Here is a 14,136-nt window from a genome sequence, read left to right as displayed (position 1 = left end):
ATCATCTTCCTTTTACCGCTTAGGCTTAGATTCTGGTTAGCCTTTAGCCTTATGCGATAAGGAGGACAATGATGCGATATATTAACCGGCTCAGTATTGGTTTGCTTTTTGCTTGTGTGCTATCCCCGGCCATATCATTGAGTGCTCCATCGGCACCGGCATTGATGCACGGCGTGGATGGGCAGTTAGCGTCACAAAGCTATCAAGGCTTTTGGGCGAGTGAGAAGCTAGACGGCATTCGGGCCTACTGGACCGGCACGGAATTGTTGACGCGCCAGGGGAATCCCATTCATGCACCGCAATCGTTTCTGGCTGCCTTGCCTAATGTGCCCCTTGATGGGGAGTTATGGGCTGGGCGCGGTGAATTTCAAACCGTATTGCGAACGGTGCTTGATAAGACGCCAAATGACAGTGACTGGCAACGTATTGGTTTTTACGTGTTCGATCTTCCACAACATCCAGGCCCCTTTGCTGAGCGCTATCTGGCATTAAAACGTCTGGCCGAGCAAGGAGGCGACGTGATCCAGTGGGTTGAGCAGCAGCCGGTGGCCAATGACCAAGCACTGGCCGATCGCTTGGCTCAAATCACCGACGCGGGTGGCGAAGGGCTGATGCTGCATCATCCAGAGAGTTTATACCTTGGCGCGCGCGTTGATAGCTTGGTCAAGCTTAAGGCGTACCAAGAAGTCGATGTGTCTGTGGTGGGAATGAATCCGGGGCAGGGACGTTTGACCGGAATGATGGGATCACTCCAAGTGCAGATGGCGGATGGCACTGTGTTTAACGTTGGCTCTGGTTTTACCGATCAACAGCGTCAACGCCCGCCTGAGCAGGGGCAGACCATTGTCGTACGTTATAACGGCGTGACGGATAAAGGGATCCCACGTTTTGCCCGCTTTATACGAGAAAAAGTCGCACTCTAGGCGCGACTTGACTCGCTTGTTGTTCGGCGGCTAGTGAGATGCGGTTGTCGATGAGCCTGACGTTGCTGTCTTGGTCACGGTATCCGAGGTTGGGTGCCGCAATTGATGGTCAAGACATTGGCAATCGGTGCTGTACTTTTTCTTGCCGGTTTTTCCGATCCCAGGGTTGAAGCTGTTGGTTGGATCAAGCTGATGATAAAAGTTGGCTAAATCGGGCTCTGCCGCATAAAGGTGTCCCACATTATGCTCTGCCGGATATTTCGCGCCGCGGGTTTCTAATTGCGCCAGCATCTTAGCTTTGATTGCTGCCACGTCTGCGCCTTTTTTGATCACATAGTCTTGGTGAAACACATGACAGAAGAAATGGCCGTAATAGAGCTTTGTCACTATGTTTTGTTCAATCTCTTCGGGCAAGTGTTCTTGCCATTCGGTTTCATTACGTTTTAGTGCAATGTCGAGAGCCAAAATGTCTTCACTATCCCGGTGGTGCATAATGTGATAGCGGATCGCTGCACCGGCGGCGGCAAAACGATGCAACATCGCTTTTTTGGCTTCATCCGCATTACAGGCAAAATAGTCACTGTCTGGGTGCTCGGCAAAAAAGCGGCTTAAAAAGGCGGATATCTCATTAATGCCCTCGTCAGAGGCTTTCACGATCAAGTGATGCTCATATCGATCGCGAAATGCCAACATGCGTTTGGGTAAATGCTGAGGAAATAATTGACTGGCATACTGCATCACTTTGTCGGGTAAGGACTTAGGCAGCAGCGGTACTTTGTCTAACCAGGCGGTGATCTGGGCTTTTAAGGCAAACATCTTGGGGATTGAATCGGTACCCAGTTGCCCAATCGCGAGAAACACGTCTTTTCCGTAACGCTCGGCGATATTAAAGGCATCACGGTGCATGTATTCACCGACCTCTGGCAAATGCGACAATTCAGACAGTACACGTCGACGCAGCGTATTGAAGACATCTGGATCATTGGTACCCAGATAAAAAACTTGCTCGCGCTCGGGGATAGGATAGGTGTCTAGTCGCACAGCGAACACAGCGAGTTTACCGGCACATCCGCTTACTTCATGCAGGCGACGTTTATCTGCGTTATAACGAGCAGGGCTGTCGGCATCGACATCACGCAAGATGTGCTCATAGTCATGGGCGGAGGCTTTACGGTCGTCAAACACAACGTCTTCGCGACGGTAATCCCCTTTTTCAACGCGAGAGAGTATGGTTTCTGGGTCGTCACCCAGGGCAATACCTAAATGGTTGACCAGTACTAATTCACCGTGTTCAGTCAGTTGCGCGAATAGCGAATATTCCGTATAAGCTGGGCCACGCTTCACTAGCGCTCCCCCTGAGTTGTTCGCCACGCCGCCGACAATTGAGGCGCCAATACACGACGAGCCTATGACCGAGTGAGGCGCTCGATGGTGGGGACGCAACGTTTTCTCTAAGTGATGCAGTGTGGTGCCAGGGAAACTGATCACTTGCTTGCCATCATCAATCAATTGTAATCCGTCGAGGCGGGTGGTGTTGATAATAACGACATCACGATCATAGTCATCCCCTTTGGGCGTAGAGCCCTCGGTTAACCCCGTGTTAGCCGCTTGCATAATCATGACCACATCGGCTGCAACACAAGCTTGTAGCACGCGCCATTGCATCACTAACGAGGTTGGAAAGATCACGGCCAGTGCCGATCCGCCCCCAGAGCGCCACCCCATGCGATAGTGCTGGGTTTGGCTTTTATCGGTAAGGAGGTTGTCGTTGCCCACGATGTCCGTCAACGTCGAGAGAAAAGTTTGCTGCTGGGTTGACGACAAACGTGATGGAGTATTCATAAGCGTTCCTTTCCTTCATGTTTACAAAGGCTGGGGTCAGCCTAGCTGGCCCGCTTGTGGTCAGGCAGGCCGAGAGACGCTCGGCCTGATGGATTGAGATTACGCTACAGTGAGCACATCAGCAAATTGCAGTATGTTCACCAATATAATGCCAATAATGCCGGCCGCGACTAAATAATACAGCGTGGGTAAAATCGTTTTTCTGAGCGTCGCGCCTTCTCGCCCAAGTAAGCCAACGGTTGCAGAGGCGGCGACGACGTTGTGTATTGCAATCATATTGCCAGCTGCCGCGCCAACGGCTTGTAGAGCAATGACAACCACCGTCGATGCGCCCAGGGTCTGTGCGACTTCAAACTGAAATTGACTAAACATCATGTTCGAAACGGTGTTTGAACCGGCAATAAATGCGCCTAATGCGCCAATTGTTGCACTCAGCGCTGGGAAGCCATCGCCGACCAGATCAGCGGCAAATCGTGCGGTCATCACGGGCATACTGACGAGTTCGGCACCATTCACGCCTGAGTTGATAAAAATACGCACCATTGGAATCGTAAAGACCAAGACAAAGCCGGCGCCGATCAGTGTTTTACTCGACTCGCGTGCAGCTGTCATTAGTGGGGCTAATTGACGAGCTTGTAATAAGACGGCGAGTAAGGCCACAAATGCCAGAATGCCCCCAGGGAGATATAAAGGCTGAATGGCGGCATTGATGCCCGTTTCACCAAACAGAGCGGAGAAACTTAAGCTCACATCCGTGAGTGCGGTTTTAACGGTTGGGCTGACGCGGCTAATCACCAAGAAGACAGCTAATAGGATATAGGGCGTCCAAGCCATAGCCATGCTCATGGGTTTATCTTGGATTTTAAGGTCCATTTTTAATGATCCTAGCCAATGTGTCGGCCACGTGGATTCATCATCAAAGTCCCACTGCGTCTTGGGAACAAGAAATCCTTTCCGCGCGGCTATCGTGACCAGCACAATACCGACGAGCCCGCCGAGTAGTGATGGAAACTCCGGGCCGAGCAGCCAGCCGGTGAGCGCGTAGGGAACCGTAAAGGCTAAACCAGCAAAAATCGCAAAAGGCGCGACCGCCAAGCCTTCTTTCCAGCTTTTATTTTTTCCAAAAAAACGGGTCAGCATCATAGCCATGAGCAGCGGCATAAGGGTGCCGATCACCGCATGAATAAACGAGACTTGCGTGGTAATTGCCTGCAAGTAGGTGGCCCAATCGCTGCCGTTGGCGGTGAGGGTCTGACCAATAGCATGACTGTCTAATCCTTTATTAACCCCGACGATAATGGGGGTCCCCACGGCGCCGAATGACACAGGGGTTGACTGGATCATCATGCCGACCACTACCGCTGCAAGCGCAGGGAAACCGATGGCAACCAAGAGTGGCGCGGCAATTGCAGCAGGTGTCCCAAACCCAGATGCTCCCTCAATAAAAGAGCCGAAACACCAAGCGATGATAATGGCTTGTATTCGCCTGTCGTCCGAGATAGTGGTAAAACCATTTCGAATCACGGTGATCGCGCCTGTGTGCTTTAACGTGTTAAGTAAAAGGATGGCACCAAACACGATCCACAGGACAGCGGCGGTGATAATGAGTCCTTGGGCAATAGAGGCCGATACGCGCGCTGCGCTCATTTGCCACTGGAATAGTGCGATCAAGACTGTCATGATAAAGGCAACCGGCATCGCCTTTTTGGCAGGCCAGTTTAACCCCACCAGTAAAATAGCAGCCACCACAATGGGTGAGAACGCAACGAGGGCGTAGAGGGTATCTGTCATAAGTATTCCTTAGTTAGGCGTCTCTTCCGTTAAATCACGTAAAAAAGTGGCGTCACTCATGTGTTGTTATTTTGCTGACAGCTCGGTGACGTAATGTTAACAAGGTGTGACATTACGCGTTTACATTTCTCTGATATATGGAAATAATGAAAATAATTACTTCCATTACTGACACAATATGCCTAAAACAGATGATCTCGTTCTTTTTGCTCAAGTTGTTGAGTATGGTTCTTTTAGTAAGGTCGCGGAAATAAATTCCCTGACAAATTCCGTAGTTAGCAAACGTGTTAAAAAGCTTGAAGAAGGCTTAGGCGTGCAGCTTTTGTACCGTACAACGCGCAAACTGACCCTTACTGATGCAGGGCGTACCTTGTACCAAGGTGCAAAAACTGTGAAGCAGGCCGCTGATGAAGCGTTTGATGCTGTTGCAGGACTAGGAGAAGCGATTACTGGGCAGATAAAGATATCCGTCCCGACAATCTCGGGTGAGTTATTGTTAGCCGAAGCGGTCGCTGAGTTTTGTGGTCAATATCCCGGCTTGAATATTGATATGTCTTTGAACAACCGCTTCGTCGATTTGATTGATGAAGGCTTCGATTTAGTGATCCGTACAGGGTACTTGGAAGACTCGAGTCTTATCGCTCGCCATATTCTCGATTCTCAGTGGGTCGTATGTGCAGCACCAGGCTATATTGCTCGCCACGGCAGGCCTCAGCACCCCATTGAGCTTAAACAGCATAACTGCTTGCAATACGCGTATCAGACCACAGGTGCGAGTGATTGGGAGTTTAAAGGCGAGGATAAAAATCAAGTCATCAAAGTGACAGGTAATCTGTCTACGGATAACCCGATTGCATTGCGCCAGGGAGCGTTGAGTGGTCATGGGATCGCTTATGTGCCGCGCTGTTTGGTGTATAACGATTTAATCGAAGGGGATTTGATTGATCTTTTCCCTGATCAAGTGGGAAAAAAACTTGGGATTTACGCGGTTTATCCGTTTACACGTCAACCGCCGAAAAAGGTACGCTTATTGATTGAGCATATTCGCAATAAGTATTTGGCTATTCAGCACTGCTTCTAGTTGGCACGGCTTCTAGGGAATCAGTATTCACTGGGCGATTTCATCACTGTGAGTGGCCCTGACTAGCGAGCTTCAGGGCCGATAGGACACTATTAAGTCACGGGGCTATATGGTGCTGTAAGCGTCTTTTCGCTGATTAAATCGCTCAACCAGGTCTTGAATTGCCGCTTCGCAATAGGGGCGTAATCCACTGGCTACCATGGTCTTGCATCCGTGACCGACTTGTTGGCCGTTAACGATAAAATCGAAGGCGAGCTCGACTTTTCCTCGTTTTCCGCTGACATGCATTGCTGAATCGGAGAGCTCGACTTGCGCAGAGGCAATCGATAAATCGTCGAATGCTAGGCTCATTTTTTCATACATCACCAATGGGCGATCGGTGTTTATCATCATCTGTTGCTCACGCATCAGTGGCACCATGATGTGGGGGAAGTTCTTACCAGAAAACTGAACATAATGAGTAGCTATTTCGGTCGCCAATGCCTGATCATGGCGCACCGCGCCGCGTCGAGTCATTGTTAGGTAGCGCTTTTGATCATCGTCGACGACAGTGACTTCCTCATCTGTTTCAACGATAGTTAAAGGGGTGTTGGCACTGATCATGCCATTAAACTGAATTTCAATTTCCTCACTGATCCCCGTTTTTGCGAGCAAAATAGAAAGGAGCAGATCTCCCGGCACACAAAATCGTGACGCATCGGTATCATGAATGGGGTTAAAGTCACCGGCAACGCGTTTCGCAAAGTCACTCGCTTGTTGGCGAGTAAAAATCAGTTTTCCATCTTGCTCAGAATAATAATGTTCTAAATTCATAGTGAGTAACAGATACGAGAAATAAGCGGCCATTGTAACCCAAGCAGTACCAAGCATTGGTCTAGCCAGTCGTTACATCGCTTATTTGTGAGTTATGTCAACGACTAAGGTCTAAAACCACAATGCTTCAATGGTAAAGGCGAGAGTGGTATAAATGGCGTAGGTTAATGAATTATCAAGGATAGGCGTATGACATTCCCTTATCAACATATCGTAATTTTAACCGGCGCTGGCATATCAGCGGAATCAGGGATAAAAACATTCCGTGATCAAGATGGCTTGTGGGAAGAACACCACATTGAAGATGTTGCAACGCCTGAGGGGTTTGAGCGCAATCCAACGTTAGTGCAGCAGTTTTATAATGATCGCCGTCGACAATTACAGTCGGGAGTGAGCCCAAACCTCGCCCATAACGCCTTGGCTTACTTGGAAAAAACAACCCATGCCTCTGTGCTGGTGGTGACACAAAATATTGACGATCTCCATGAGCGAGCTGGCACCCATCATATTATTCATATGCATGGCGAACTATTAAAGGCACGCTGTAGTCACTCTCAGCAAACCATTGATTGGAAAGGTGATATTTCGGTTTCTGACCACTGTCACTGTTGTCAAATGCCGGCACCTTTGCGGCCTCATGTTGTTTGGTTTGGTGAAATGCCATGGGGCATGGGGAAAATTCATGAGGCGTTAAATAAAGCGGATTTGTTTATCTCTATAGGGACATCGGGGGCAGTGTATCCCGCGGCGGGCTTTGTGCATGAAGCGGCAATGCATGGCGCGCATACAATTGAAATCAACCTCGAACCCAGTGCGGTTGAGAGCGAGTTTGATGAACGGCGCTACGGCAAAGCAAGCACTTTAGTGCCTGAGCTGGTGGATGAGATACTGGCGCTTGAGCGATAAATCAGGGGCGTCTTTGCCCCTGACAGTCTAGAACAGCACGCGGGATCACATACCAGCTTTTAAGCGTTGAAAATAATCTTCATAAAGTCGGTTGGCGTCACCTACATCGTTTTGCCATTCGCCGGCAGCCATCACCGACTGTGGTGGATAAATTTGCGGGTTATTTTTAAACGCGGCAGGCAATAACGGATAGGCGGCTTTCACGGGCGTTGGATAACCTATCTGCAGGGCAAGCTTAGCGGCGTTTTCCGGACGTAAGAGAAAATCGATCATTTTATGCGCGGCATCGACGTTTTTAGCATCCGCTGGAATCGCGAGGCTATCCATCCAAAAAATTGCGCCTTCTTCTGGCCACACCATGTCGATCGATGCGCCTTCTTGACGCGCCATGTAGGCACTGCCATTCCAAAGCATGCCTAGGGTGACTTCGCCCGCTAAAAACGGGTTAGCCGGAAAATCAGAATTAAAGAGCAATACATTTGGCATCAACGCTTTAAGTGACTCATAGGCCGCTTTTATTTCTTCCGGATCTGTGGTGTTGGCTGAGTAACCGAGTTTTCGCAGGGCAATGTGAAATAGCTCTCTGGCATCATCCATCATCGACAGTTGGCCTTGCCATTTGGGATCCCATAAATCTGCCCAGCTCGAGACATCGGCTTTGTCCATAAAGTCGGTGTTAACGCCGATACCTGTCGCTCCCCAAATATAGGGCACAGAATAATCATTGTTAGGATCAAAAGGTTTGTTCAAGTTAACCGGATCCAGACCTGAAAAATGCTGGAGTTGCGATTTGTCGATTTTTTGTAGCATGCCTTGCTGACGCATTTTAGCGACATAGTAAGTTGACGGCACCACAAGATCATAGCCCTCAGGATGCGTTTTCAATTTGGCATACATGGTCTCATTGGACTCATAGGTGGAGTACATCACCTCAATACCCGTTTCATCGGTGAAATCTTCGATAACCGAATTAGGGATATATTCAGACCAATTGTAAAAATACAAAACATCATTGTTCGCGGCGGTCGCGGTAGACGTAAGTAATGCACCGAACAGGGTAAGCGCAAAAAAGGGGGACCATTTAACCATGGTGAGCTCCTCGTAACACAAAAAGGAGGGCGGCTGACCTGTCAACTGCCCTGGGGAATGGATTATTTTAGTCGATCTTTGGCTAGCCATTGTGAGCACATGACCAGTACGAGTGACACAATCAGCATAATGGTGGCAAGGGCGTTAATTTCTGGCGACACGCCGACTTTTACCATGGAGTAAACTTTGAGCGGCAAGATTTCATAACCTGGCCCGGTGACAAAAGAGCTGACGATGACATCATCCAGTGACAAGGTGAAGCTTAGTAACCAGCCCGCTGCAACCGCGGGAGCGGCAAGCGGTAGGATGATTTTGGTCAAAATAACCCATTCGCTCGCGCCTAAGTCACGTGCGGCTTCAAGCATTTTGACATCAAAACCATTTAAGCGGCTGTAAACCGTTACGACTACAAACGGCAGGCAAAAAGTAATGTGTGACAGCAGCAAGGTCAAAAATCCTAATTGTGCGCCCATTAAGATAAAGAGCGCCAACAGCGAGATAGCCATCACGATATCGGGCGACATCATCACCACGAACAGCATACCATTGACAAACTGCTTGCCGCGAAAGCGATAACGAAACAGTGCTACCGCGGTTAAGCTACCTATAATAGCGGCCGCACTAGCAGAAAAAATAGCAATGGTCAGTGAGTTCCCCGCGGCTTGCATCAGGCTATGATTATTTACAAGTTCCTCATACCATTGCCAAGTAAAGCCTTTCCAACTCATCCCAAACTTGCTCGCGTTGAACGAATTGACGATCAAAATCAGAATTGGGATATATAAAAAAGCATAAACCAAAGAGAGGAAGCTGCCTTTAACAAAGCGATTCATGATAATGCCTCCTTACGATTCATCCATTTCCCCACACGCCAATAGGCAAATAGCAGCAGCCCCATGAGCACCGTCAGAGAAATACTGGCCGCGGAACCAAATGGCCAATCGCGAACATTGAGGATTTGGCTCTTAATCACGTTACCGATCAATAGGTTTTTCGCCCCACCTAATAAGTCAGAGACGTAGAACATGCCGAGGGCTGGAAGAATCACCAGTAAACTACCGGCAATAATGCCTGGCGTAGTAAGTGGTAAGATCACGCGCAAGAAGCATTGTAACTTGTTGGCGCCCAGATCGCGTGCCGCCTCTAAGTAGCTGTTGTCCAGTTTTTCAATGCTGGAGTACAACGGCAGAATCATAAACGGCAGCAAGATATAAACGAGACCGATCATGACCGCATATTCGGTGTACATAATACGGATAGGGCGCTCAATGATCCCAAGCCACATTAGGCTTTCATTGAGTAACCCTCTCGTGCCCAGAAAGATTTTGAGGCCATATGTGCGGATTAATGAGTTAGTCCAAAATGGCACAATGACTAAAAAGAGCATCATTGGACGCATTTTTTTGGGCATCTTGGCAACAATAAAGGCAAACGGGTAGCCGATAAGCAGACAAATCAGCGTCGCTAACGCTGCCATGTAGAAGGAATGCCACACCACTTTAGCGTAGAGAGGATCGAGAAGTTTTGCGTAGTTACTCAGCGTGAACGTCATCTCGATAAGATTGGCGTCATCGCGGGTTAAAAAACTGGTGACGATGATCATTAGGTTGGGCAAAAAAACAAATACCAACAACCAGCCGACCACCAAACCAATAATGGCTGTTTGAAGATTAAGCTTTTTCATCGGCCAATACCACCTCCCAGCTCTCTACCCAGGTCAAGGTGACTTTTTGATTCAGAGAGTGATCAACATCTGGATCGTCTTCATTAAAAAACTCACTGACCATCACGGTTTGCCCTGACGGAAGCTCGAGTACTGAATCCAGGGTCATGCCTTTATAGTTACGCTCGCGTACGTAGCCGACAATACCGTTAGGCTCCGCATCATCGCTAATTTCTTGTAGGCGAATGTCTTCAGGGCGCAGCAATACCTTGACCTTATCGTCAGGCTTCACATCAAGCTTGCAGAATACCTCGCACTCACGGGATTCAATACTGGCCCAAATGCGGTTTTCATCGATGCGTTTAATCACGGTGGCATCAAAGACATTGATTTCGCCAATAAACCGGGCGACAAACAAGTTCTTTGGCTCTTCATAGATCTCTCGTGGTGAGCCGTCTTGTTCGATTTCGCCTTCACGCATGACCAGTATACGGTCAGACATCGACAACGCTTCTTCTTGATCATGGGTGACAAAGATAAACGTAATGCCGAGTTTACGCTGAAGCTGCTTGAGCTCCATTTGCATTTGCTTACGCAGTTTATAATCGAGTGCAGAGAGCGATTCGTCGAGCAGTAAGACGCTTGGTTTATTCACCACAGCACGCGCAATCGCAATACGCTGCTGCTGACCGCCTGACAACTGGTGGGGCTTGCGTGAGGCATAGTGGTCCAGCTGCACCATGCGCAGTGCTTCCATCACACGCGGTTCGATCTCATTGCGGTTCACACCTTGCATACGTAAGCCAAATGCCACGTTTTCAAACACACTCATGTGGGGAAATAAGGCATAGCTTTGAAACACAGTGTTGACGTTGCGTTGTTCGGCAGGCAAATCGGTGACATCTTGACCGTCAATGATAACCTGGCCGCTGTCAGCGTCCTCAAGCCCCGCAATTAAGCGTAATACGGTTGTTTTACCACAACCCGAAGGACCGAGAATGGTGAGAAATTCACCGTCATTCACGCTTAAATTGAAGCGGGAAATAATTTCTTTGCCGTCGAAACTTTTGGTTAATGACGCCAGCTCGACAACCGGTTTGTGAGATAGATGGGTGTGATTCAATGGTTCGTTCTCTCTCTACCTGGCAAATTGTCTTGTACATACGTACCCATAAAACAGACGGCGCATAATAGACGCGCACAAGTCGAAGTTAAAGCAATTTTTCTCCCCATTTAGTGCATTTCCTTTCATGACTGGCGTGGATAGCATCCTTGACGCTTTTCAGTGCTCACACAGACAACTTTGGGTTATTTTTCCCGGATCCGTCAGAATGATTTTTAGCTATGGGCGACAGTCAGATATACTGTGTGCATCAGTCATGATAGATAACGATTATGAGTCAACAAGAATACGATAATGCGATACACATGGGCGGGTCGATAGAAACCGCACTGAATGGCCGTTACCGCCTCGATCCGTTTGAGATCATTAAAGAGGCTTTCTCGCAGACCTTAAAACACTTCTGGTCTTTCTTACCCGCGGCGCTGGGCTTATTTGCGACTCAAATTGGTATTCTAATGCTAATGCTTACTTTGTTGCTGGGCGCACCCTCGCATTTGTTTGAGGCGCTTGTCGGGCAACGAGAGCTTACCACCGATATGATCTCCTCCGTGTGGCTAGCTAACTTCACGTCAGAGGTGTTGATTGCACCTTTATATGCTGGGGCAAGTTTGATGGGACTTAGCCATGCGATCGGCTTTCGTTCCAAGCCTCGTCATCTGCTAAAAGGGTTAGCTTTCGCATTACCCGTCACTGTGGTGATTTGTTTGTCCGCTACGCTGCAAAGTGTCGCGAGTTTGATTTTTCCGCTGCTTAGCCTTTATGTTGCGATGGTTTTTTCCATGGCGCCGTTATTAATTTGCGAGAAGCGTGTCACACCCATGAAAGCTTTGAGTGTGTCTTTCCGCGCGGTAAACAAAAAGCTGTTTCAGATGGCAACCATTTATGCGGTGGTGGGTGTGCTATTTCTCATTTCTTTTGCCACGGCTGGCTTTGCATTGGTTTGGGCGTTACCCTTCCTTTTCAATGTTAAAGGCGTGATTTACCGAGAAATGTTTGGCGTAGGGGTCGAAGTGACCGTGTCACCAAAAAGCGAGAATAATCCCGACAAATCAAACGCGTCATCACCCTCGTCAGGCCAGGATACATTTGATGCCTGAACCACGCTAAGCCCGTATGTGGAGTATCGATGAAAAAAGTAATCAGTGTATTGGCGCTATTGGGGATGATCAGTTTCCCTGCAAGTGCCGAGACATACCGTTTTAGTTATAGCAAACTCTTTACCCAACTAAAGCACAATACCGAAGAGGGTCACCCTGATATCGGTGTGGCGTACTTTATGGTATCAGCGGATTCTGGTCAGGTCTGTCCCATCTCACGAGCTTGGATGCGAAAAAAAGAGCATTATGAGGAATTTACCATTCCTGCCTCGCAAGCGTTGCCGTTGCCGTTGGATAACCAGCTGCGTAAAGTGAATCCCGATGTCTTTGTTGAAACACCGTCAACGCTAAATTGTGATATTTCATTCCAAGTGTTGGTGGATAAGCCGGTCGGAAAGACGCTAACCAGCCAACAAGTTCGCGACTGGCTACCACAAATGGATACCATGATGGAAAACCTGGGTGGGATGTTTGCCTCTTGGTTTATGCCTAAAACGCAGGGGGTGGTGATCCATTTTTCGCCCTCGGCGACAGGGAAAATAACCAGCAGTGAAGGGCAGGATTATACCATTGATGATCATCAAGCTATCATTGATGCTAGCGGCCTTGGGCAAGAGGTTAAATTAACTCTGCCTGAGGCACCCATTAAAGTATCGCCTTGGCTCCCGAAAAACGGTTAACTGCTTGCTGATCTTAGAGGTTGTTAACGCTAAGAGCGGTTAAATTCGAACGATTAGGGAAAGAAAAAAGCGCTCACTAGACCAGTGAGCGCTTTTGTAATTTAGTGATCACACTGTGATCTTATGCCTTGAGATTGACAATATCGAGTGATAATTCAGGGTCTACTTCAACGACCGCTTCTGAGTCAGGCGCCGGGTCAGTAAAGCTTTCCTTATCAAATGCGGTATCGCCATCACCTTCATAAGCCATGCCTGCTACGACTGATTTAAAGTCGAATAATGTCGCATCGGCAAGGTGTGAGGGCACCACGTTTTGCATCGCGCGGAACATGGTTTCAATGCGTCCCGGGTAACGTTTGTCCCAGCCCTGTAACATGTCTTTGATCACTTGGCGTTGCAAGTTAGGCTGAGATCCGCACAGGTTACAAGGAATGATAGGGAACGCTTTCTGCTCTGAATAACGTTCTATATCTTTTTCGCGACAATAGGCCAGTGGACGAATCACAACGTGTTCGCCATTATCGGAGACGAGCTTGGGCGGCATGCCTTTTAGTTTGCCACCGTAAAACATATTTAAAAACAACGTTTCCAGAATATCATCACGATGGTGTCCAAGCGCTATTTTGGTAGCGCCTAACTCTTTCGCCGTGCGGTATAGAATGCCACGACGCAGACGCGAGCACAGTGAGCACGTGGTTTTTCCTTCTGGCACTTTTTCTTTAACAATCGAGTAGGTATCTTCTTCGATAATCTTATATTCGACCCCTAATTCGTCTAAATACTCGGGGAGAATGTGCTCAGGGAAGCCGGGCTGTTTTTGATCCAAGTTAACGGCGATTAACTCGAACGAGACAGGGGCACTTTTTTGCAGACTTTGCAACATATCAAGCAGGGTGTAGCTGTCTTTCCCGCCTGAAAGGCAAACCATAATGCGGTCGCCATCTTCAATCATATTAAAATCTGCAATGGCTTGACCTGTATTCCGGCGAATGCGCTTTTGCAGTTTATTAAACCCGTATTTTTGTGCTTTGCTCAGCTCTTGCGTGCTCATAAGTACTATCGCGTTGTCAGGCAGTCTAAACGCATTAAGCTGCCAGTGTGCATGAATGGCGGGTATGATACGGATTT

Annotated in this window: 13 protein-coding genes; 5 read left to right on the top strand and 8 right to left on the bottom strand. The window is 48.4% G+C overall.

Annotated features, from left to right (window positions below; genetic code table 11):
* Nucleotides 1-68: 68 nt before the first annotated feature.
* A complete protein-coding gene (locus tag BZJ21_RS03025; protein ID WP_077669096.1) occupies nt 69-923 on the top strand; it encodes a DNA ligase in 855 nt (284 codons plus the stop codon).
* A 30-nt stretch (nt 924-953) separates the two neighbouring features.
* Here BZJ21_RS03025 and dld read toward each other — a convergent pair whose 3' ends face one another.
* Nucleotides 954-2,765, bottom strand: coding sequence for a D-lactate dehydrogenase (dld, locus tag BZJ21_RS03020; protein WP_077669095.1), 1,812 nt, complete (start codon nt 2,763-2,765; stop codon nt 954-956).
* A gap of 99 nt (nt 2,766-2,864) precedes the next feature.
* Entirely contained in the window at nt 2,865-4,556 is a 1,692-nt protein-coding gene (locus tag BZJ21_RS03015; RefSeq protein WP_077669094.1) for an L-lactate permease, read from the bottom strand.
* A gap of 178 nt (nt 4,557-4,734) precedes the next feature.
* Between BZJ21_RS03015 and BZJ21_RS03010 the strand changes: the two genes are divergently transcribed.
* On the top strand, nt 4,735-5,637 hold the full coding sequence (locus tag BZJ21_RS03010) for a LysR family transcriptional regulator (protein WP_077460515.1): 903 nt from the start codon (nt 4,735-4,737) through the stop codon (nt 5,635-5,637).
* A 105-nt stretch (nt 5,638-5,742) separates the two neighbouring features.
* On the opposite strand, the gene BZJ21_RS03005 is transcribed toward BZJ21_RS03010, so the two are convergent.
* Nucleotides 5,743-6,450 carry a DUF3581 family protein gene (locus BZJ21_RS03005; protein WP_025744392.1) on the bottom strand — a complete coding sequence of 236 codons (708 nt, stop codon included), beginning with the start codon at nt 6,448-6,450 and terminating at the stop codon, nt 5,743-5,745.
* A gap of 189 nt (nt 6,451-6,639) precedes the next feature.
* On the opposite strand from BZJ21_RS03005, the gene cobB reads away from it, so the two are divergent.
* Nucleotides 6,640-7,356, top strand: a complete 717-nt coding sequence (gene cobB / locus BZJ21_RS03000) for a Sir2 family NAD+-dependent deacetylase (RefSeq protein WP_021023193.1) — start codon at nt 6,640-6,642, stop codon at nt 7,354-7,356.
* A gap of 45 nt (nt 7,357-7,401) precedes the next feature.
* Here cobB and BZJ21_RS02995 read toward each other — a convergent pair whose 3' ends face one another.
* The 4 genes from BZJ21_RS02995 to potA form a co-directional block, all read right to left on the bottom strand.
* Entirely contained in the window at nt 7,402-8,445 is a 1,044-nt protein-coding gene (locus BZJ21_RS02995) for an extracellular solute-binding protein (protein ID WP_077669093.1), read from the bottom strand.
* A 62-nt stretch (nt 8,446-8,507) separates the two neighbouring features.
* Nucleotides 8,508-9,278 carry a spermidine/putrescine ABC transporter permease PotC gene (gene potC, locus BZJ21_RS02990; RefSeq protein ID WP_077460517.1) on the bottom strand — a complete coding sequence of 257 codons (771 nt, stop codon included), beginning with the start codon at nt 9,276-9,278 and terminating at the stop codon, nt 8,508-8,510.
* Nucleotides 9,275-10,129: a spermidine/putrescine ABC transporter permease PotB gene (potB, locus tag BZJ21_RS02985; RefSeq protein ID WP_077460518.1), complete on the bottom strand. Its 855-nt coding sequence runs from the start codon at nt 10,127-10,129 to the stop codon at nt 9,275-9,277. Before potB ends, potC begins: the two co-directional genes overlap by 4 nt.
* Nucleotides 10,116-11,231 (bottom strand): spermidine/putrescine ABC transporter ATP-binding protein PotA, encoded by a 1,116-nt coding sequence (gene potA / locus BZJ21_RS02980; protein ID WP_025744391.1) that lies wholly within the window; start codon nt 11,229-11,231, stop codon nt 10,116-10,118. The genes potB and potA overlap by 14 nt, the downstream gene beginning before the upstream one ends.
* A gap of 272 nt (nt 11,232-11,503) precedes the next feature.
* On the opposite strand from potA, the gene BZJ21_RS02975 reads away from it, so the two are divergent.
* Together BZJ21_RS02975 and BZJ21_RS02970 are read left to right on the top strand one after the other, a co-directional pair.
* Entirely contained in the window at nt 11,504-12,328 is an 825-nt protein-coding gene (locus BZJ21_RS02975; RefSeq protein ID WP_077661173.1) for a DUF2189 domain-containing protein, read from the top strand.
* A 29-nt stretch (nt 12,329-12,357) separates the two neighbouring features.
* Nucleotides 12,358-13,008, top strand: coding sequence for a DUF2987 domain-containing protein (locus BZJ21_RS02970; RefSeq protein WP_077460519.1), 651 nt, complete (start codon nt 12,358-12,360; stop codon nt 13,006-13,008).
* Between the two features lie 121 nt (nt 13,009-13,129).
* Here BZJ21_RS02970 and ttcA read toward each other — a convergent pair whose 3' ends face one another.
* On the bottom strand, nt 13,130-14,059 hold the full coding sequence (gene ttcA / locus BZJ21_RS02965) for a tRNA 2-thiocytidine(32) synthetase TtcA (protein ID WP_077669092.1): 930 nt from the start codon (nt 14,057-14,059) through the stop codon (nt 13,130-13,132).
* Nucleotides 14,060-14,136: the final 77 nt, after the last annotated feature.

It is taken from the genome of Salinivibrio costicola subsp. alcaliphilus, assembly GCF_001996185.1.
In the GTDB taxonomy this organism is placed as follows: domain Bacteria; phylum Pseudomonadota; class Gammaproteobacteria; order Enterobacterales; family Vibrionaceae; genus Salinivibrio; species Salinivibrio costicola.
Note: the sequence above shows the minus strand (reverse complement) of the source record. Positions and strands in the feature narration are given on the sequence as shown.

Coding starts and splice junctions, on each gene's coding strand:
- BZJ21_RS03025 (WP_077669096.1), top strand. CDS start 69: ATGATGCGATATATTAACCGGCTCAGTATTGGTTTGCTTTTTGCTTGT.
- dld (WP_077669095.1), bottom strand. CDS start 2,765: ATGAATACTCCATCACGTTTGTCGTCAACCCAGCAGCAAACTTTTCTC.
- BZJ21_RS03015 (WP_077669094.1), bottom strand. CDS start 4,556: ATGACAGATACCCTCTACGCCCTCGTTGCGTTCTCACCCATTGTGGTG.
- BZJ21_RS03010 (WP_077460515.1), top strand. CDS start 4,735: ATGCCTAAAACAGATGATCTCGTTCTTTTTGCTCAAGTTGTTGAGTAT.
- BZJ21_RS03005 (WP_025744392.1), bottom strand. CDS start 6,450: ATGAATTTAGAACATTATTATTCTGAGCAAGATGGAAAACTGATTTTT.
- cobB (WP_021023193.1), top strand. CDS start 6,640: ATGACATTCCCTTATCAACATATCGTAATTTTAACCGGCGCTGGCATA.
- BZJ21_RS02995 (WP_077669093.1), bottom strand. CDS start 8,445: ATGGTTAAATGGTCCCCCTTTTTTGCGCTTACCCTGTTCGGTGCATTA.
- potC (WP_077460517.1), bottom strand. CDS start 9,278: ATGAATCGCTTTGTTAAAGGCAGCTTCCTCTCTTTGGTTTATGCTTTT.
- potB (WP_077460518.1), bottom strand. CDS start 10,129: ATGAAAAAGCTTAATCTTCAAACAGCCATTATTGGTTTGGTGGTCGGC.
- BZJ21_RS02975 (WP_077661173.1), top strand. CDS start 11,504: ATGAGTCAACAAGAATACGATAATGCGATACACATGGGCGGGTCGATA.
- BZJ21_RS02970 (WP_077460519.1), top strand. CDS start 12,358: ATGAAAAAAGTAATCAGTGTATTGGCGCTATTGGGGATGATCAGTTTC.
- ttcA (WP_077669092.1), bottom strand. CDS start 14,059: ATGAGCACGCAAGAGCTGAGCAAAGCACAAAAATACGGGTTTAATAAA.